This window comes from Streptomyces sp. NPDC048338 (assembly GCF_043201055.1).
Taxonomy (GTDB): Bacteria; Actinomycetota; Actinomycetes; order Streptomycetales; family Streptomycetaceae; genus Streptomyces.
Genome location: NZ_JBICYQ010000018.1, coordinates 51381 through 68463 on the forward strand (window position 1 = coordinate 51381; position 17083 = coordinate 68463).

Here is a 17083-nt window from a genome sequence, read left to right on the forward strand (position 1 = left end):
CCACTAAGCTGGTGTCCGGCCCGTCCTGCCTTCACGCTCATTCGAGGAGCACCTGTGATCTTCTTCTTCGAAACCCTTCTGGTCCTGGTCTGCGTCGGTGTGCTCGCCTTCACCGGTCTGGCCGTGAAGAAGCTGTACCAGGGCCAGCGCTAACCCCCTCAAGAGATCGCCTGAGCTGCTCATGATCGAGATTCCGTCCGACCTCAACCCGGACCTCCTCCCCCTCGCGTTCCTCCTCGGCACGTGGGAAGGAGCGGGTGTCTCCGACTTCCCCGGTGCCGAGAAGTGCAACTTCGGCCAGTCCGTGACCTTCAGCCACGACGGCCGTGACTTCATCGAGTACGTCTCGCACTCCTGGGTCCTCGACAACGACGGCAAGCAGGTCCGTCCGCTGGAGAGCGAGAGCGGCTACTGGCGGATCGACAAGGACCGCAAGGTCGAGGTCGTCATGGTCCGTGACCAGGGCATCGTGGAGATCTGGTACGGCGAGCTCGCCGACCAGAAGCCGCAGATCGACCTCGTGACGGACGCCGTGGCCCGTACGGCCGCGTCCGGCCCGTACAGCGGTGGCAAGCGGCTCTACGGCTACGTCAAGGGCGACCTGATGTGGGTGGGCGAGAAGGCCACCCCCGAGGTCCCGCTGCGGCCGTACATGTCCGCCCACCTGAAGAAGGTCGTCAGCCCCGAGGAGGTCGCCGAGATGGCCCGCGGCCTCGGTGACCTGCCCGACGACGGCATCGCCTTCTTCAAGTAGGCCACGGAGCCCCCGGTACCGCGCCGCGCCCTCCTACACTGGGGGGCGTGGTGAGCACCGACTGGAAGAGCGACCTGCGGCAGCGCGGCTACCGGCTGACGCCCCAGCGCCAGCTTGTCCTGGAGGCGGTGGACGCGCTGGAGCACGCGACGCCGGACGACATCCTGGGGGAGGTCCGCAAGACCGCCTCCGGTGTGAACATCTCCACCGTCTACCGGACGCTGGAGCTCCTGGAGGAGCTGGGCCTGGTCAGCCACGCCCACCTGGGTCACGGCGCGCCGACGTACCACCTCGCCGACCGCCACCACCATCTGCACCTGGTCTGCCGGGACTGCACCGAGGTGATCGAGGCCGACGTGGAGATCGCGGCCGACTTCACCGGCAAGCTCCGCGAGACCTTCGGCTTCGAGACCGACATGAAGCACTTCGCGATCTTCGGCCGGTGCGAGAGCTGCACCCGCAAGGCGGCCGCGGCCGAGTCGTAGGCTGGACGCCATGCAGCGACCTACTCCACCCAGCCCCCTGCTGTCCCTGCCCGGCGCCGTCCCTGCCGAGGGCCGGGACGAAGGCGTCGCGGCGCACTACGGCGACCTGTTCCGCGAGCAGCGCGCGCTCGCCGACGGCAAGGGCCTCGTCGACCTCTCCCACCACGGTGTGATCACCGTCTCCGGCGACGACCGGCTGAGCTGGCTGCACCTGCTGCTCACCCAGCACGTGAGCTCCCTCCCGGCCGGCCAGGCCACCGAGGCGCTGATCCTCTCCGCCAACGGCCACATCGAGCACGCGCTCTACCTCGTCGACGACGGCGAGACGGTCTGGGCGCACGTCGAGCCGGGCACGAGGGAGGACCTCCTCGCCTACCTGGAGTCGATGAAGTTCTTCTACCGGGTCGAGGTCGCCGACCGCACGGACGACTTCGCCGTCGTCCACCTGCCGGCCGGCTCGATCGCCGAGGTCCCGCAGGGCCCGGTCGTACGGGAGACCGCGCACGGCCGCGAGGTGTTCCTGCCCCGCGGCGACCTGGAGTCCTTCGCCGCCGCGCACGGGCCGGCCGCCGGCATCCTCGCGTACGAGGCGCTGCGGATCGAGGAGCACCGGCCGCGGCTCGGCTTCGAGACCGACCACCGGACCATCCCGCACGAGCTGGGCTGGATCGGCAGCGCCGTGCACCTCCAGAAGGGCTGCTACCGCGGTCAGGAGACCGTGGCCCGGGTCCAGAACCTGGGGAAGCCGCCGCGCCGGCTCGTCTTCCTGCACCTGGACGGCAGCGAGGTCCACCTGCCCGGTCACGGCACGCCGCTCCGGCTCGCCTCCGACGGGGCGGACGGCCGTCAGCTGGGCTTCATCACGACCTCGGCCCGCCACCACGAACTGGGTCCGATCGCGCTGGCGATGGTGAAGCGCAACGTTCCCGTGGACGCGAAGCTGCTCGCCGGGGACACGGCGGCGGCGCAGGAGACGGTCGTCGAGCCGTAAGGCGCCCCGTACGGCAGGACGGCGCACGGGGGCGGCCACGACAGGCCCCCGGCGTCAGACCTCCACGATCACCGTGAACGGGCCGTGGTTCGTGAGCGAGACCCGCATGTCCGCTCCGAACCGGCCCGTCTCCACTCGGGCGCCGAGGCCGCGCAGCTGCGCCACCACCTCGTCGACGAGGGGTTCGGCGACGGGGCCGGGCGCGGCCGCGTTCCAGGTCGGACGGCGGCCCTTGCGGGCGTCCCCGTAGAGGGTGAACTGAGAAATCACCAACAAGGGGGCATTCACGTCCGAACAGGATCTCTCCGCCTCCAGGATCCGGACGGACCACAGTTTCCGGGCCAGCTGGGCGGCCTTCTCCGGGGTGTCGTCGTGGGTGACCCCCACCAGCACACACAGACCCTCGCCGACGATCTCGCCGACCGTTTCCCCTGCGACGACGACCTTCGCGCCGTCGACCCTCTGTACCACTGCACGCATACGGACCAACCTACCGACCGACTCGTCTGGGGCCGAACGGGTGCAGAGCGCCTGCACGTGCACGTGCAGAGTGGCACGATGCCTTTCAGGCGGTGCGATGCGCACCGGTCGAGGGGAATCACATGAGTGCATCTGGCGCCGGGCAGACGCCGTCCGGTCCCGTACGGCTGACCCGGATCGGCGCGGCCGTACGACCACCTGTGCAGCGGACGGCCGAGACCGCCCTGCCGGAACGGCCCACACCCGACATCACCGCCCTGCGGCTGACCGAGTTGCGCGCGCTGCGCCGCGACGCGCAGGGCGACGAGGCCGACCTCAGCTACGTCCGCAGGATGCTGCAGGGCCGGATCGACATCCTGCGGGCCGAACTGGCCCGGCGTGCGGATCCCGAGACGCCGGTCCTCGACCGGCTCTCGGAGATCCTCGCGGACGCGCCCTCGCGGCTGCGGACCTCGGCCCGGCACGTGACGCTGTCGACGCCGCGCAGCGAGGAGTACCGGCGGCTGGCGGCCGAGATGCTCTCGGAGGTCGAGCTGTCGGACCTGGCGGCCCGTACGGACGAGGAACTGCACACGGCCATGGGGCGGCTCGCGGGCTACGAGCAGCAGGTCTCCCGGCGGCGTCAGCAGCTGCAGCGGACCGCCGACGACTGCAGCGCGGAGATCGCCCGCAGGTACCGTGAAGGGGAAGCGCAAGTAGACGACCTGCTGATCTGAGGCGATCCCTCCGGGGCGGGTCGCCCGCCCCGGAAGGCCGACCGTCATGTCCATCGCCCTGTCCACGGCTCCGTCCGGGGATCTGTCCTCGGGCCGGTCGCCGGTCCTCGCCGAGGTCGTCCGCTCGGGATTCGTCGAGGGGGTCCACCGGGGTTCGCTGGTGGTGCTGGCGGCCGACGGCTCGGTGGAGCGGGCCTGGGGAGATCCGGCCGCACCCGTCTTCCCGCGGTCCTCGAACAAGCCGATGCAGGCGTCCGCGATGCTGCGGGCCGGCCTGGACCTCGCGGGGGAACGACTGGCGCTGGCGGCGGCGAGCCACTCTGGCGAAACGTTCCACCTCGACCTGGTGCGCATCATGCTCGGCGAGCACGGCCTGACCGAGGACGACCTCCAGACCCCGCCCGACCTGCCGCTGGACCCCGTCGAGGCGGAAAGCTACCTGGCCGGCGGACACGGGCGCGCACGGATCGCCATGAACTGCTCCGGCAAGCACGCGGCGATGCTGGCGGCGTGCGCGCGGAACGGCTGGGACCTCGCCTCGTACCTCGACCCGGACCACCCGCTCCAGGTGCTGGTCCGCGAGGAGGTCGAGTCCGCGGCGGGCGAGCCGGTGGCCGCGCTCGGTACGGACGGCTGCGGGGCTCCCCTGATGGCACTCAGCCTGACGGGCCTGGCGCGGGCCTTCCGCGCCTTCGTCCTCGCCCGGCCGGGAACGCCGCGGCGACGGGTGGCGGACGCGATGCGGGCGCACCCGGAGTACGTCGCGGGCACCCGGCGGCCCGACACCTGGCTGATGCGGGAGATACCGGGAACGCTGTCGAAGATGGGCGCCGAGGCCGTGCAGGCGGTCGCCCTGCCGGACGGCCGCGCCCTCGCCTTCAAGATCGACGACGGTGCCACCCGCGCGCTGGGCCCGGTGCTGGCCCGGACCCTCGCCCTGATGGGTGTGGTGGACCCCGTCCTCGACCGGATCGGCGCCGTGCCCCTGCTGGGCGGTCCGACGGTGGTCGGAGGGATCCGCGCGGCGTTCTGACCGGAGGGTGTCCGCCGGGGTACGCGCGTACCTCGCCGGACCCCGCCGGCGGAAAGTCGCATGCGGGCGGACGGCGGGCCCGCATAACCTCGGGGAATGAGTTCCGAGGTGCGGCCCGTCTCCGAGTCCGAGTACCCCGACTGGCTGCGGGCGCTCCACGCCGGCTTCCTGCGGCCCCCGGTCGTCACCGACGAAGAGGTCGCCGACCGGCTGCCGCACACCGACCTCTCCCGCGTGTACGGCGTCTTCGACCAGGGGAAGGTCGTCGCCACGTTCCGGTCGTTCACCCAGGAACTGAGCACGGTCGGCGGCGGCACGCTCGTCGCCGACGCCGTCAGCGGCGTCACCGTCTCCGCGACCCACCGCCGCCGCGGGCTGCTCAGCCGCATGATGGGGGACGACCTGGCCGCGGCGGCCGAGCGGGGCGACGCGGTCGCGACGCTGATCGCCGCCGAGTACCCGATCTACGGGCGCTTCGGCTTCGGCCCCGCCGCCTGGACCACCGAGTGGACCGTCGACGTCCGGCGCGCCGGGCTCGACCCGCGCCGTTCCGGCCGTCCCGAGGACGGCGGGCGGATCGACTTCGCCGACGGCGAGGAGATCCGCCGGATCGGCCCGCCGCTGCACCGGCGGCTGGCCGGGGTCCGCGCCGGCGTCGTCGGGCGGGACACCCGCGGCTGGGACGCCGTCACCGGACGCTGCTTCCGCAGGGACCCGTGGACCGAGCCCTTCTACGGCGTCTACCGCTCCGAGTCCGGCGAGGTCGAGGGCTATGTCGCCTACACCTGCGACGACCGGTGGGAGGACGGCAAGCAGCCGCTGAACACGGCCACCGTGAAGGACCTGATCGCCGTCACCCCGGCCGCCGAGCGCGCGCTGTGGCGGTTCCTCTGCTCCATCGACTGGGTGACCGGTGTCAGGTCCGGATACCGCGCCCCCGACGACCTCCTCCCGCTCCTGCTGCCCGACCCGCGGGCGGCCAGGGCGACGACGCACGCCGACATGCTCTGGGTCCGGGTCCTCGACGTCGCCAAGGTCCTGGAGACCCGGACGTACGCCGCCGCCGGCAGCCTCGTCCTCGACGTACGGGACACCGGCGGTCCGGCCGGCGGGCGCTACCGGCTCGACGCCTCGCCTCAGGGCGCCTCCTGCACGCGGACCACCGAGTCCGCCGATCTGGCGCTCGACGTCGCCGAGTTGGGCACGCTGTCGCTGGGCGACGAGTCGGTGGTCCGGCTCGCCGACCTGGGCCGGGTCGAGGAGCTCGCCACGGGCGCCGCCGCCCTCGCGGACACCCTGCTGCGGGCGTCCCGCCGGCCCTGGTGCCCCGACGTCTTCTGAGCCGGGACGAGCGAGGGCGGCCGGGGGCCGCCGGCGGACGGACCGGGGTCTGCCGGCGGCCGCCTCACGCGATCGCGGGTGGCACGCTTCCGGGCGCGGTGCGCGCCGGACCTCAGGCCGACCGGCGCTCCGGCCGGGCCTCCTGAAGTGCCGTCAGCAGGTCGCGAACGGCGGGCAGGCTCAGCGAGGACTCCCGTACCGCCGCGTGGATCGAGCGGACCGGCTCCGGGCCCCGGATCTTGCGGACGACCACGTTCGGGTGGCGGCTGCCCAGGCCCATCAGAGGGATCAGGCTGATGCCGAGCCCGGCCGCGACGAAGCCCTGCGCCGCGCCGTACTCCTCGCACTCGACCGCGATGTCCGGGGTGAACCCGGCCGCCGCGCACGCGTCCAGTACCGCGTCGAGACAGGGTCCGGGCCGCTCGCTGCCGACCCAGGGCTCGGTCGCGAGATCGGCCAGCTCGACGGCGCCGCGGCGGCCGGCCAGCGGGTGGCCCTTGGGCAGGACGACCCGATACGGGTCGTCGACCAGCGGGACCAGCCGCAGACCGTCGCCGGACGTGCCCGTTCCGCCGTCCCGCGGCCGGACCAGGAGCGTGAGGTCCGCCTCCGCGTCGGGCGCGCCGTCGGCGATCCTCAGGTCGACCCGGATCCCCGGGTGCTCGGCGCGGAACCGGGCCAGGGCCGGGGCCACGAGGTCGGCCCCCGCCGTGGCGAAGTAGCGGACCGCGATCCGGCCGGTGCGGCCCGCCCGCAGGTCGGCCAGCGCGGTCTCGGCCTCGGCGACCTGGCGGCCGATGACGGCGGCGTACTCGGTGAGCAGCCGCCCGGCGGCGGTCGGCCGCACGCCGCGGCCGAAGCGTTCCAGCAGATCGATGCCCGCCTCCCGCTCCAGCACCGCGATCTGCTGGCTCACGGCCGAGGGGGTGTAGCCGAGGTGCGCGGCGGCGGCGGTGACCGAGCCGCTGGTGACGACGGACCGGAGCACCTGCAGACGTCTCACATCGAGCATGTAGGAGAGCTTAACGCTGGATGCATGATTCTTCGCTTGTCCTGTCAGGTCAGGCGGAGGACGGTGGAGCCATGACATCGGCGACGCGCATGGGCGTGCTGGCCCTGCTCTGGGGCTCGGGCTTTCTCTGGATCAAGATCTCCCTCCAACAGGGCCTGACGCCGGGGTGGATCACCTTCGTCCGGTGTCTCCTCGGGGCGGCGGTGCTCCTCGCGCTCGCGTACGGAGCGGGGCAGCGGCTGCCGCGGGATCGCACGATCTGGCGGCGGCTGGCCGTCGCCGCCTTCTTCTGCAACGCGCTGCCCTTCCTGCTCTTCTCGGTCGGCGAGCAGACCGTCGACAGCGGGGTGGCGGGCGTGCTCAACGCCACCACCCCCCTCTGGGCCCTCCTCATCGGACTGGGGACGGGGACGGACCGGCCGCTCCATCCCGCCCGGCTCGGCGGGCTGGTGCTGGGCTTCGCCGGTGTCCTGCTGATCTTCGCGCCCTGGAGCGCGGGCTCCGGCCTGATGAGTCTCGGCGCGCTCGCCCTGCTCGGTGCCTCCGCGAGCTACGCGGTGGCCTTCGCGTACATGGCCCGCCGGCTCACCGGGCGGGGCACCGCGCCGCTGGCGCTCTCCGCGGCACAGCTGCTCACGGCGACCGGGTTGAGCGTGCCGGCGCTGGCGGCCGGCGGCTCGGTGGGGGTCACCTGGGCGGGAGTGCTCGCGGTCGTCGTCCTCGGCGTCTTCGCGACCGGCCTCACCTTCCATCTGAACTACCGGATGATCGCGGAGGAGGGGCCGACGAGCGCGGCCACCGTCGGCTATCTCCTGCCGGTGGTGTCCGTGGCGCTGGGCGCCCTCGTCCTCGACGAACCCCTGAGCGCTCGGATCGTGACGGGTATGGCGGTCGTACTGGTCGGGGTGGCGCTGACCCGGTGGACGACGGGCGTGGCCGCGGTCGGGGGCGGGGCGGCCGTGCAGGGGGCGGCGCCGGGCCCGGAGGCGGCGGACCCGGTTCCGGAGGGGCACGGTACGGAGGCGCGCGGTACGGAGCGCCCCGCCCGGGAGGTGTCGGCGCCGGCCGCCGCGGAGGAGACCGGCGCGCCCCGCTGAACGGGAGGCCGTGCCGGCCGCGGGCGCCGCGGGCGGTCGCTCAGGCCGGGCCCGACCGGTTGGCGCCCGGGGGCGCGGACGGTGTGGAGTCGGCGTACACCAGGGCCAGTTCGGCACCGAGACGGGCCAGGTGGGCGCGGGCCTCGGGGGGTTCGAGGACCTCGACGCGGGCGCCGAGACCGGCGAGCTGGGCGGCGACCACCTCCGGGGTGGGGCCGTCCACCTCGATGGCCGACCAGCCGTCCTCGTCCCGCCCGGTGTACCGCAGCCGCCCGCCCAGGAGCCGGTCCAGGACGGCTTCCGTGCCGGGCGCGGCGCGGCCCCGCACGGTCGCGGCGACCATCCGGTCCTCCATGCGGGCGGCGAGCCTGCGCCAGGTGGTGGCGAGGTCGAACTCCGCCGGCCGTACGGCCGGTTCGCCCGTCTCCACGACGGAGACGATCCGGCTGACGCGGAAGGTGCGCAGGCCCGCGTCCGTGTCCGCCACCAGGTAGCGGACCCCGGCCTTGGCCGCGACACCCAGTGGGTGCACGGTCCGCTCACGGGGCTCCTCACCCGGGCGGGCGTATCCGATCCGGAGCCGGTGCCCCTCGACCACGGCCCGCTGGAGCGCGGGGAGCCGGGGTTCGCCCGCCTCGGTCCCGGACCAGTCCGTGCCGTCGTCGACCCCGGCCCGGGATGCCGCCTCGGCGCCCTCCCGCAGGGGTGCCGGCAGCGCCCGGACGAGTTTGCGCAGGACGACCCGCAGTTCGGGACTGGTGGCGCTCGGTCCGGCGAGCAGGAACAGTGCGCGGATCTCGCTCTCGGTCAGCCCGCTCAGGTCGGTGCGCGCGCCGCCGACCAGGGCCCACCCGCCGCCACGCCCGGCCTGCGCGTACACCGGGATGCCCGCGGTGGCCAGTGCTTCGAGGTCCCGGCGGGCGGTCCGCTCGGACACCTCCAGTTCGGCGGCCACCTCGGCGGCCGTGACGCGGCCCCGGGTCTGGAGGAAGAGCAGGGCGGCGACGAGTCGGTCGGCTCTCATGTGCGGGATTCTCGCGGAGAAACCGGTCAGAGGATGACCGGTTATGCGAGCAGAGTGCCGTGCATGACCCAGTCGACGACGCGCCACCAGACCGCTTCCCCGTCCGCCCCCGCTTCCCCGTCCGTCCCGTCCGCTCCTGCCGCCGGCTCCGCCTCGCCGTCCGCCGCGGACCCGTTGAGCGCCTTCCTCGGTTCCGTCGCCCTCGCGGTGGCCACGCTGGACGCCGTACGACCCGACCAGTACGACCTTCCGACGCCGTGCGAGGAGTACGACGTGCGGGAGCTGGCCCGGCACATCGTCGCCGTCCTGCGGCGGTTCGCCCTGGTCGGGCGCGGTGGCGACCCGATGACCCTGCCGCACGTCGCGGACGGCTCGTGGCACGAGGCGGCCGACGAGGTGAGGGCGGCCTGGACCGCTGATCCCGGGCTGCTCGACAGGCCGGTGACCCTGCCGTTCGGCACGCTGCCGGGCGCCGCCGCGCTGGTGGCGTACGCGGGCGAGTTCACCGTGCACACCTGGGACGTGGCGGTCGCGACGGGTCAGTCGCCCGCCTGGGATCCGGCTGTCCTGGCGGTGTCGCTGGGTGCGATGGAGCGCGCGCTGCCGGCGGAACGCCGGGGCGAGGGAGTCCCGTTCGGCCCGGTCGTCGAGACCGCCCCCGACGCGCCGGCCGTCGACCGCCTGGTGGCCTGGTACGGACGTCGCCCCTGAGCCGCCGGGTTCCGGACCGCCGGACGACGAGGCCGCTTCGGACCCACCGCGGGGTGGGTCCGAAGCGGCCTCGGCCGCGCGCCGCGGTTCCGGTCCGCGTCGTGGTGCGGGGTCCGGGGCCGCTCAGACGGCGGCCGGGTGGGCCTCGCGCTCGGCGGGAGTGGCCTGCCGCGTCCCTTTCGGGCGGCGCAGGACGGCGAAGGCGACCACCAGCGCGGCGGTGAGGAGGCCGGCGCCGACCCCGAAGGCCAGGTGGAATCCGCCGGTCAGGGCCTCGGCGGCCGGGCGGCCGTCCGCGGTCAGGGACTCGGTGCGGGAGGCGGCCAGTGTGGAGAGGACCGCGACGCCGAGGGCCATGCCGATCTGCTGGGTGGTGTTGAAGAGACCGGAGACCAGGCCCGCGTCCTCCGCCTTCGCGCCGGACATGCCCAGCGAGGTCAGGGCGGGGAGCGCGAGGCCGAAGCCGGCCGCGAGGAGCATCACCGGCAGCAGGTCGGTGAGGTAGTTCGCCTGCGCGGCGCTGCCGGGCACCCGGGTCAGCAGGCCGAGGACGCCGATGAGGAGCACCAGGCCGGCCAGCAGCACGTTGCGTTCGCCGAAGCGGGCGTTGAGGCGGGCCGAGAGGCCCAGCGACACGGCGCCGATGACGGCCGCGGCCGGCAGCATCGCGAGACCGGTCCGGGCCGCGCCGTAGCCGAGCACGTTCTGCAGGTAGAGCGCGACGAGGACCTGGAAGGAGAACAGGGCGGCGACCATCAGCATCTGGACCAGGTTGGCGCCGGAGACACCGCGCGAGCGGAGGATCCGCAGGGGCATCAGCGGGTTCCTCGCCGTGGCCTGGCGGACCAGGAAGCCGGCGATCAGGAGCAGGGCGAGGGCGCCGAGGCCGAGGGTGTGGGCCGAAGCGGCGCCGTACGTCCCGACCTTGACGACCGCGTAGATCCCGATCATGAGACCGGCGGTGACGAGCAGCGCGCCGAGGGCGTCCGCGCCCGCCTTCAGGCCGAGCCCGCGGTCGGCCGGGAGGGCGGGGAGGGCGACGAGCACGGTGGCGATGCCGATCGGCAGGTTGATGAAGAAGATCCAGTTCCAGGCGAGCGCGTCGGTGAGGACGCCGCCCAGGACCTGTCCGATCGACGCGCCGGCGGCGCCCGTGAAGCTGAACACGGCGATGGCCTTGGCCCGTTCGCGCGGCTCGGTGAACAGCGTGACGAGGATGCCGAGGCCCACCGCGGACGCCATCGCGCTGCCGACGCCCTGCAGGAAGCGGGCGGCGATCAGGACCCCGGGGGAGGCGGCGACGCCGGCCAGCAGGGACGCGGCGGTGAAGACCCCCGTCCCCGCGAGGAACATCCGTTTGCGGCCGATCAGGTCGCCGAGGCGGCCGGCGAGCAGGAGCAGCGAGCCGAAGGCGATGAGGTAGGCGTTGACGACCCAGGTCAGACCGGCCGGGGTGAAACCGAGGTCGCTCTGGATGGCCGGCATGGCGACGGTGACGATGCTGCCGTCGAGGATCGTCATCAGCATCCCGGTGGCCAGGACGCCGAGGGCGAGCCGGCGGGAACGGGTCCGGGGGGAGGGTGCGGCGGTGGCGGACATCTCGGCCTCTCCTGTCGTCGGGAGCAACAAGAAAGACCGTAGCAGATAGTTTTGTTGCAGACTATCTTTTACGGATCCTGGGTGGGCGGCCGCGTCGCGCGGCTTCGGGGGCTACCCCTTCTGGCGCGCCCTCCGGGCCGGCCGCGGTCCCTCGACCGGGGTCTCCAGGTGGCCCGTGGCCAGCCGGTCCAGTGCGCGGACCAGGGCCTCGCGCTCGTCGGCGGGCAGCGCCTCGAGGGCCTGCCGATGGACGTCGTCGACGATCTTCTGGCTCTCCGCGGCGACCTTCGCCCCCTCCTCGGTCACCGCGATGATCCGCGCGCGCCGGTCGGTGCTGGAGGGCCTGCGCTCCGCGAGGCCGGCCTTCTCCAGGGCGTCGACGGTCACCACCATCGTGGTCTTGTCCATGTCGCCGATCTCGGCCAGCTGGGCCTGCGTGCGCTCCTCCTCCAGGGCGTGGACGAGGACGCAGTGCATCCGCGGGGTCAGTCCGATCTCGCCGAGCCGGGCGCTCATCCGGGTCCGCAGGACATGGCTCGTGTGGTCCAGGAGGAAGGACAGGTCCGGTTCGGTGCGCGTGGGTGCCATGGCGGTCATGCTCGCCAGGGTAACGAAAACCGGTCCGTCGCGGATTATCCGCAAATGGAAGACCGGGGTGGGCGGGGGGCGCTGGTGGGCGCCCCCGCCCGGGCGGGGTGTACGGGTGCGGATCGGGAGGCGGGGTGCGCCGAGCGGGCCGGCCCCCGGGGGTGTGCCGAGCGGGCCGGCCCCCGGGGTGAGGCGGGGGCGGTCCCGGGCGGCGGCTCCTGTCCGGCGGCCCGGATCGGGCGCCCCCGAATCAGTGCGCGTCCGCGAGGCGCAGGGCGAGGCCGTCGAGGACGACCTCCAGGCCGTACGCGAACTTGTCGTCGCGGATCTGCACCGGGTCGATCGCGTGGACCCGCGCGTCCGCGTAGGCGTCGGTGAGGTGGTCGTGCCCGGCCGCGGCCTGCTGGGCGGCCGGCATCAGCCGGGCGATGAAGCCGGCCTCGGTCTCGCCGGAGCGGGCGACCGTGGTGAGCCACGCGGCCTCGGTGGTGCTCATGCCGATGACGTACGACAGCACGGTGTCGATCGCCCGGCTCGGCTCGGGGAAGCCCGCCGAGGTGAACAGCGCGGCCAGCCGCTCGGAGTACGCCATGAGGTTGGGGCCCAGGTAGGCGAGCCCGGCCTGGCCGAGGACCGAGGAGAGCCAGGGGTGGCGGAGGGCCGTCGCGCGGAAGGACCCGGCGGCCTCGGTGGCGGCGGCGCGCCAGTCGGTCCCGCCGGGCGGCGGGACCGTGATCTCCGCCGCGACCTCGTCCACCGCGAGCTCCATCAGCTCGTCCTTGGTGGCCACGTGCCGGTAGAGGGAGGTCGCGCCGGCGTTCAGCCGCGCGCCGAGCTTGCGCATGCTCAGCGCCTCGATGCCGTCGGCGTCCAGCATCACGATCGCCTCGCGGACGATCGACGCCCTGCTGAGCGCGGGCTGGTCGGGCTCGCGCTGCTGCCTCGCCCACACGGACGGGATCGGGTTGCTCTTGGCGGCCATGGACCCTCCTGAGGTTGCGTACAACGTTCGCATCCAGCGTACGGGAAACGAGGCTTGCGTACGGCGCTCGCAGCTGCGTACAGTGTTCGCAACGAAGGAACGACGTACGCAGGTCGAGAGGAAACCCCATGGAAACCCGTAATCCACGCCGCTGGTGGATCCTCGTCGTGCTGTGCCTCAGCACGCTGGTCCTGGTGGTCGACAGCATGGCGCTGACGGTCGCGGTGCCCTCGATGACCGAGGACATCGGCGCGAGCGCCCAGGACATCCAGTGGATCCTCGACTCCTACATCCTGGTGTTCGCCGGCCTGCTGCTGACCTCCGGAAGTCTCGGAGACCGGTTCGGGCGCCGGAAGGTGATGGTCCTCGGCCTGCTGCTGTTCGGGCTGGCCTCGCTGGCGGCGACGGTCTGCACCAGTCCCGCCGAGGTGATCGCGGCACGGATCACGATGGGTGTCGGCGGCGCGCTGATCATGCCCTCGACCCTGTCCATCCTCATCACCGTCTTCGACGAGGACGAGCGGCCCAAGGCGATGGCGGCGTGGGGCTCGGTGTCGATGCTCGGCCTGGTCGGCAGCCCGGTCCTCGGCGGCGTGCTGATCGACCACTTCTCCTGGCACTCGATCTTCTTCATCAACGTCCCGGTCGTCGCCCTGGCCGTCCTCGCCGCGCTCACCCTCATGCCGGAGTCCAAGGGCCCGTGGCAGAAGCCCGACCCGCTCGGCGCGGTGCTCTCCGTGGCCGGCATGACCGCGCTGATCTGGTGGATCATCGAGATCCCGCAGCACGGCGTCCTCGGCGGCCGGTCGGCGATCACCCTCGCCGTCGCCGTGGTCTCCCTGGCCGGCTTCGTGATCTGGGAGAACGTCACCGACGCGCCGATGGTCCCGCTGGTCCTCTTCAAGCACCGCAACTTCAGCGGCGGTTCGCTCTCCCTGACCCTGGTGCAGATCGGCAACGGCGGCCTGCTGCTCGTCCTCACCCAGTACCTGCAGTTCGTCCTCGGCTACTCGCCGATCAAGGCCGGGCTCGCCTTCGTCCCGCTGGCCGTCGCCGCCCTCATCGGCAACGGTGCCGGCGCCGGCCTGGCCGCGAAGATCGGCCACCGCCTCCTGATCCTGGCCGGCATGCTCGTCATGGCCTCGTCCTTCGCCCTGCTGACCACGGTCACCGCCGACTCGGGCTTCACCCTCCCGGCGATCGCGCTCGGTCTGCTCGGCCTCGGTGCCGGCCTCGCGATGCCGGCCGCGGTCGGCGCCCTGATGGGCACGATCCCGGAGGAGAAGGCGGGTGTCGGCTCGGCCCTGAACGACACCATCCAGCAGGCCGGCACCGCGCTCGGCATCGCGATCCTCGGCTCGCTGCTGACCAGCAACTACACCGCCGCGATGCCCGCCGACGCCCCCGAGGCGGCCCGGCGGTCGATCGGCGGGGCGGTCGCCGGCGGCGACCCCGGCCTGGTGGCCGCGGCCCGGGAGGCCTTCGCCTCCTCGATGTCGACCACCTTCACCATCAGCGCCATCGGCGTCCTGGCCGCCGCGGTCCTCGCCGCACTGGTCATGCGCGACAAGAAGCCGGCCCCGACCGCCGAGGAGCCCTCGGCCCACGAGAACACCGAGCTCGTCGCCTGACCCGCCACCTCCGACCCCGTCCCGACGCGGAAGGCCGGCACCCCACCCGGGGCGCCGGCCTTCCGCGCACCGCTTCGCGGGTCTTCTCCACCGCCACCCCGCCGCGAGCTGCGGAAAGGGTGGCCAGGGTCCCGTTAGAGTGATCATCTTCGACCAACTCTGCTTTCTCACCGGGGGAATCATGCGCTTCAAGTACACCGTGGCCACCTGTGCCGCAGCCCTGGCCGCCGTGTTCGGCCCGCTGGCCGCCACGCCCGCCGCGGCCGCCCCGCTCACGACCTCCGACAGCGTGACCGCGACGGACTTCTCGTACTACGGCCGGATGGACATCGGCTGGCGGGGCCGCCCGTACCGTCTCGACCCCATCAACATCACCCTGAAGGACACGGCGACCGACGGCTACGCCATCGGCATCCGCCTCATCACGAACGGCGAGAACGGCCGGATCGAGTGGCGGATGCGGACGATCCCGACGGGCCGGGACACGGCGACCTGGACGACGTACGCGGCGCCCGGCGGCTACATCAGCCTCGCCTACTTCGAGGTCTGCAAGATCAAGGTGAGCACGGGTGTCGTGACGACCTGCCACGCCTCGTCGGTCATGCACGCGCCGTTCGACGACTCCTCGATCTGACCGCACCACCCGCTCCACGACGAAGGGGACGCCCGCTCACCGGGCGTCCCCTTCGCGCGTGCGGCCGTTCCGCGTCTCCCGCTCGCTTCCTCCCTCCCCTTCCGCCCGCCGTCCCGGCCCCGCACGTGGAACGGGGCGGCGGGCGCCGACGCGATGTCGGTGCACGCCGCCCCGGGGGGTCGGACGGGTCGCGGGACGAGGCCCGCACGGTCACGGCGGTCAGCTCGGGTCGCTGTTGAACTTCGAGGTCGACCAGAAGTAGCCGAGCACCGTGAGGCCGACGCACCAGGCGACGGCGATCCAGCCGTTGTTGCCGATCTCGCTGCCGAGCAGCAGGCCGCGCAGGGTCTCGATGGCGGGGGTGAAGGGCTGGTACTCGGCGATCGGCTGGAACCAGCCCGGCATCGAGTCGAGCGGGACGAAGGCGCTGGAGATGAGGGGCAGGAGGATCAGCGGCATCGCGTTGTTGCTGGCGGCCTCGGCGTTGGGGGCGCCCATGCCCATCCCGACGGCGATCCAGGTGAAGGCCAGCGAGACCAGGGCGAGCAGTCCGAACGCCGCGACCCACTCCAGGACGCTCGCATCGGTGGAGCGGAAGCCCATGGCCACCCCGACGGCGCCGACCAGGACGACGCTGATGATCGCCTGCAGCACGCTGCCGACGACGTGCCCGAAGAGCACGGACCCGCGGTGGATGGCCATGGTGCGGAAGCGGGCGATGATGCCCTCGTTCATGTCGGTGGAGACGGAGACGGCCGTGCCGATCGTGGTGGAGCCGATGGTCATGAGCAGGATGCCGGGCACGAGGTAGGCGATGTAGGCGGAGCGGTCTCCGCCGCCGATCCCCGCGCTCATGGTGTCGCCGAAGATGTAGACGAAGAGCAGCAGTAGCATCACCGGGGTGAGCAGCAGGTTCAGCGTGAGGGACGGGTAGCGCCGGGCGTGCAGGAGGTTGCGGCGCAGCATCGTGGCGCTGTCGCGCACGGCGAGGGAGATCCGGGACGGGCGGGCGGGGGCGAGGGCGGTGCTCATCGGACGGTCTCCTTGGACTGGTGGGGGACGGCGGATCCGCCGGTCAGGGCGAAGAACACGTCGTCGAGGTCGGGGGTGTGGACGGTCAGTTCGTCCGCCTCGATGCCGGCGGTGTCGAGCCGGTCGAGGACGGTGCGCAGTTCGCGCTGGCTGCCGTCGCTGGGGATCTGCAGGGACAGCGCGTCGTCGTCGCGGGCCGCCGCCTCGCCCAGCGAGGAGGAGGCGCTCCGGTACGCGGCCGGGTCGGTGAAGCGGAGGCGGATGTGCCCGCCGGGGATGAGCCGCTTCAGTTCCTTGGCGGTGCCTTCGGCGGCGATCCTGCCGTCGTTCAGCACCGCGATGCGGTCGGCGAGTTCGTCGGCCTCCTCCAGGTACTGGGTGGTGAGGAAGACGGTGACTCCGCCGGTGACGAGTTCGCGGATGATCTGCCACATGTTGTGCCGGGAGCGCGGGTCGAGGCCGGTGGTCGGCTCGTCGAGGAAGATGATCCGCGGGTCGCCGACCAGGGTCATGGCGATGTCGAGGCGGCGCTTCATGCCGCCGGAGTAGGTGGACGCGGGCTTCTTGGCGGCCTCGGTGAGGTCGAAGCGCTCCAGGAGTTCGGCGGTGACCCGCCGCCCGTCCCGCTTGGACAGGTGCTGCAGGTCCGCCATGAGGAGCATGTTCTCCTCGCCGGTGATCAGGCCGTCGACGGCGGAGAACTGTCCGGTGACGCCGATCGAGGCGCGCACGGACTGCGGGTCGGTGGCGAGGTCGTGGCCGCCGACGCGGATCGAGCCGCTCGCGGGGTCGGGCGAGATGAGGGTGGAGAGGATCTTGACGGCGGTGGTCTTGCCGGCGCCGTTCGGGCCGAGCAGGGAGAAGATCGTTCCTTCGGCGACGGCGAGGTCGATGCCGTCGAGGACGGTCTTGTCGCCGTAGGACTTGCGCAGTCCGTTCGCCGCGATGGCCAGGTCGGTCATGAGAAGGCTCC

General features: G+C 72.9%; 18 protein-coding genes. 10 read left to right on the top strand and 8 right to left on the bottom strand.

Features of this window, described 5'->3' with window-relative positions; genetic code table 11:
• The first annotated feature begins 181 nt into the window (after positions 1-181).
• From ACGFZF_RS33975 to ACGFZF_RS33985, 3 genes are read left to right on the top strand one after another with little or no spacing between them, the layout of a single operon-like run.
• Positions 182-754, top strand: a complete 573-nt coding sequence (locus tag ACGFZF_RS33975; protein ID WP_356607202.1) for an FABP family protein — start codon at positions 182-184, stop codon at positions 752-754.
• A 47-nt stretch (positions 755-801) separates the two neighbouring features.
• Positions 802-1239, top strand: coding sequence for a Fur family transcriptional regulator (locus tag ACGFZF_RS33980; RefSeq protein WP_393560621.1), 438 nt, complete (start codon positions 802-804; stop codon positions 1237-1239).
• Between the two features lie 10 nt (positions 1240-1249).
• Entirely contained in the window at positions 1250-2230 is a 981-nt protein-coding gene (locus tag ACGFZF_RS33985) for a YgfZ/GcvT domain-containing protein (protein WP_393560623.1), read from the top strand.
• Positions 2231-2284: 54 nt separating this feature from the next.
• On the opposite strand, the gene dtd is transcribed toward ACGFZF_RS33985, so the two are convergent.
• Complete coding sequence (gene dtd, locus ACGFZF_RS33990) at positions 2285-2710, bottom strand: D-aminoacyl-tRNA deacylase (RefSeq protein ID WP_393560625.1); 426 nt, start codon at positions 2708-2710, stop codon at positions 2285-2287.
• 122 nt (positions 2711-2832) lie between these two features.
• On the opposite strand from dtd, the gene ACGFZF_RS33995 reads away from it, so the two are divergent.
• The 3 genes from ACGFZF_RS33995 (at position 2833) to ACGFZF_RS34005 (ending at position 5800) form a co-directional block, all read left to right on the top strand.
• Positions 2833-3426 (top strand): ABC transporter substrate-binding protein, encoded by a 594-nt coding sequence (locus ACGFZF_RS33995; RefSeq protein WP_393560627.1) that lies wholly within the window; start codon positions 2833-2835, stop codon positions 3424-3426.
• 46 nt (positions 3427-3472) lie between these two features.
• Positions 3473-4459 (top strand): asparaginase, encoded by a 987-nt coding sequence (locus ACGFZF_RS34000; protein WP_393560629.1) that lies wholly within the window; start codon positions 3473-3475, stop codon positions 4457-4459.
• A 96-nt stretch (positions 4460-4555) separates the two neighbouring features.
• A complete protein-coding gene (locus ACGFZF_RS34005; RefSeq protein ID WP_393560631.1) occupies positions 4556-5800 on the top strand; it encodes a GNAT family N-acetyltransferase in 1245 nt (414 codons plus the stop codon).
• A 112-nt stretch (positions 5801-5912) separates the two neighbouring features.
• Here ACGFZF_RS34005 and ACGFZF_RS34010 read toward each other — a convergent pair whose 3' ends face one another.
• Complete coding sequence (locus ACGFZF_RS34010; RefSeq protein WP_393560633.1) at positions 5913-6812, bottom strand: LysR substrate-binding domain-containing protein; 900 nt, start codon at positions 6810-6812, stop codon at positions 5913-5915.
• Between the two features lie 71 nt (positions 6813-6883).
• Between ACGFZF_RS34010 and ACGFZF_RS34015 the strand changes: the two genes are divergently transcribed.
• Entirely contained in the window at positions 6884-7909 is a 1026-nt protein-coding gene (locus tag ACGFZF_RS34015; RefSeq protein WP_393560635.1) for a DMT family transporter, read from the top strand.
• 40 nt (positions 7910-7949) lie between these two features.
• Here ACGFZF_RS34015 and ACGFZF_RS34020 read toward each other — a convergent pair whose 3' ends face one another.
• Positions 7950-8933 (bottom strand): helix-turn-helix transcriptional regulator, encoded by a 984-nt coding sequence (locus ACGFZF_RS34020; protein WP_393560637.1) that lies wholly within the window; start codon positions 8931-8933, stop codon positions 7950-7952.
• A gap of 63 nt (positions 8934-8996) precedes the next feature.
• Between ACGFZF_RS34020 and ACGFZF_RS34025 the strand changes: the two genes are divergently transcribed.
• On the top strand, positions 8997-9644 hold the full coding sequence (locus ACGFZF_RS34025) for a TIGR03086 family metal-binding protein (protein WP_393560639.1): 648 nt from the start codon (positions 8997-8999) through the stop codon (positions 9642-9644).
• A 123-nt stretch (positions 9645-9767) separates the two neighbouring features.
• On the opposite strand, the gene ACGFZF_RS34030 is transcribed toward ACGFZF_RS34025, so the two are convergent.
• From ACGFZF_RS34030 to ACGFZF_RS34040, 3 genes are all read right to left on the bottom strand, one after another.
• Entirely contained in the window at positions 9768-11243 is a 1476-nt protein-coding gene (locus ACGFZF_RS34030; protein ID WP_393560641.1) for an MFS transporter, read from the bottom strand.
• Positions 11244-11354: 111 nt separating this feature from the next.
• The gene (locus ACGFZF_RS34035) at positions 11355-11840 is read right to left on the bottom strand and encodes a MarR family winged helix-turn-helix transcriptional regulator (RefSeq protein ID WP_393560643.1); all 486 of its coding nucleotides are present in this window, start codon (positions 11838-11840) and stop codon (positions 11355-11357) included.
• Between the two features lie 241 nt (positions 11841-12081).
• Positions 12082-12813: a TetR/AcrR family transcriptional regulator gene (locus tag ACGFZF_RS34040; protein ID WP_393560645.1), complete on the bottom strand. Its 732-nt coding sequence runs from the start codon at positions 12811-12813 to the stop codon at positions 12082-12084.
• Positions 12814-12941: 128 nt separating this feature from the next.
• Between ACGFZF_RS34040 and ACGFZF_RS34045 the strand changes: the two genes are divergently transcribed.
• Both ACGFZF_RS34045 and ACGFZF_RS34050 read left to right on the top strand, forming a co-directional pair.
• The gene (locus ACGFZF_RS34045) at positions 12942-14444 is read left to right on the top strand and encodes an MFS transporter (RefSeq protein ID WP_393560647.1); all 1503 of its coding nucleotides are present in this window, start codon (positions 12942-12944) and stop codon (positions 14442-14444) included.
• Positions 14445-14625: 181 nt separating this feature from the next.
• Entirely contained in the window at positions 14626-15078 is a 453-nt protein-coding gene (locus tag ACGFZF_RS34050) for a hypothetical protein (protein WP_393560649.1), read from the top strand.
• A 219-nt stretch (positions 15079-15297) separates the two neighbouring features.
• Here the strand turns inward: ACGFZF_RS34050 and ACGFZF_RS34055 are convergent, their stop codons facing one another.
• The gene (locus tag ACGFZF_RS34055) at positions 15298-16110 is read right to left on the bottom strand and encodes an ABC transporter permease (protein ID WP_393560651.1); all 813 of its coding nucleotides are present in this window, start codon (positions 16108-16110) and stop codon (positions 15298-15300) included.
• On the bottom strand, positions 16107-17072 hold the full coding sequence (locus ACGFZF_RS34060; protein WP_393560653.1) for an ATP-binding cassette domain-containing protein: 966 nt from the start codon (positions 17070-17072) through the stop codon (positions 16107-16109). The genes ACGFZF_RS34055 and ACGFZF_RS34060 overlap by 4 nt, the downstream gene beginning before the upstream one ends.
• Positions 17073-17083 lie beyond the last annotated feature (11 nt).

Coding starts and splice junctions, on each gene's coding strand:
- ACGFZF_RS33975 (WP_356607202.1), top strand. CDS start 182: ATGATCGAGATTCCGTCCGACCTCAACCCGGACCTCCTCCCCCTCGCG.
- ACGFZF_RS33985 (WP_393560623.1), top strand. CDS start 1,250: ATGCAGCGACCTACTCCACCCAGCCCCCTGCTGTCCCTGCCCGGCGCC.
- dtd (WP_393560625.1), bottom strand. CDS start 2,710: ATGCGTGCAGTGGTACAGAGGGTCGACGGCGCGAAGGTCGTCGTCGCA.
- ACGFZF_RS33995 (WP_393560627.1), top strand. CDS start 2,833: ATGAGTGCATCTGGCGCCGGGCAGACGCCGTCCGGTCCCGTACGGCTG.
- ACGFZF_RS34000 (WP_393560629.1), top strand. CDS start 3,473: ATGTCCATCGCCCTGTCCACGGCTCCGTCCGGGGATCTGTCCTCGGGC.
- ACGFZF_RS34005 (WP_393560631.1), top strand. CDS start 4,556: ATGAGTTCCGAGGTGCGGCCCGTCTCCGAGTCCGAGTACCCCGACTGG.
- ACGFZF_RS34010 (WP_393560633.1), bottom strand. CDS start 6,812: ATGCTCGATGTGAGACGTCTGCAGGTGCTCCGGTCCGTCGTCACCAGC.
- ACGFZF_RS34015 (WP_393560635.1), top strand. CDS start 6,884: ATGACATCGGCGACGCGCATGGGCGTGCTGGCCCTGCTCTGGGGCTCG.
- ACGFZF_RS34020 (WP_393560637.1), bottom strand. CDS start 8,933: ATGAGAGCCGACCGACTCGTCGCCGCCCTGCTCTTCCTCCAGACCCGG.
- ACGFZF_RS34025 (WP_393560639.1), top strand. CDS start 8,997: ATGACCCAGTCGACGACGCGCCACCAGACCGCTTCCCCGTCCGCCCCC.
- ACGFZF_RS34030 (WP_393560641.1), bottom strand. CDS start 11,243: ATGTCCGCCACCGCCGCACCCTCCCCCCGGACCCGTTCCCGCCGGCTC.
- ACGFZF_RS34035 (WP_393560643.1), bottom strand. CDS start 11,840: ATGACCGCCATGGCACCCACGCGCACCGAACCGGACCTGTCCTTCCTC.
- ACGFZF_RS34040 (WP_393560645.1), bottom strand. CDS start 12,813: ATGGCCGCCAAGAGCAACCCGATCCCGTCCGTGTGGGCGAGGCAGCAG.
- ACGFZF_RS34045 (WP_393560647.1), top strand. CDS start 12,942: ATGGAAACCCGTAATCCACGCCGCTGGTGGATCCTCGTCGTGCTGTGC.
- ACGFZF_RS34050 (WP_393560649.1), top strand. CDS start 14,626: ATGCGCTTCAAGTACACCGTGGCCACCTGTGCCGCAGCCCTGGCCGCC.
- ACGFZF_RS34055 (WP_393560651.1), bottom strand. CDS start 16,110: ATGAGCACCGCCCTCGCCCCCGCCCGCCCGTCCCGGATCTCCCTCGCC.
- ACGFZF_RS34060 (WP_393560653.1), bottom strand. CDS start 17,072: ATGACCGACCTGGCCATCGCGGCGAACGGACTGCGCAAGTCCTACGGC.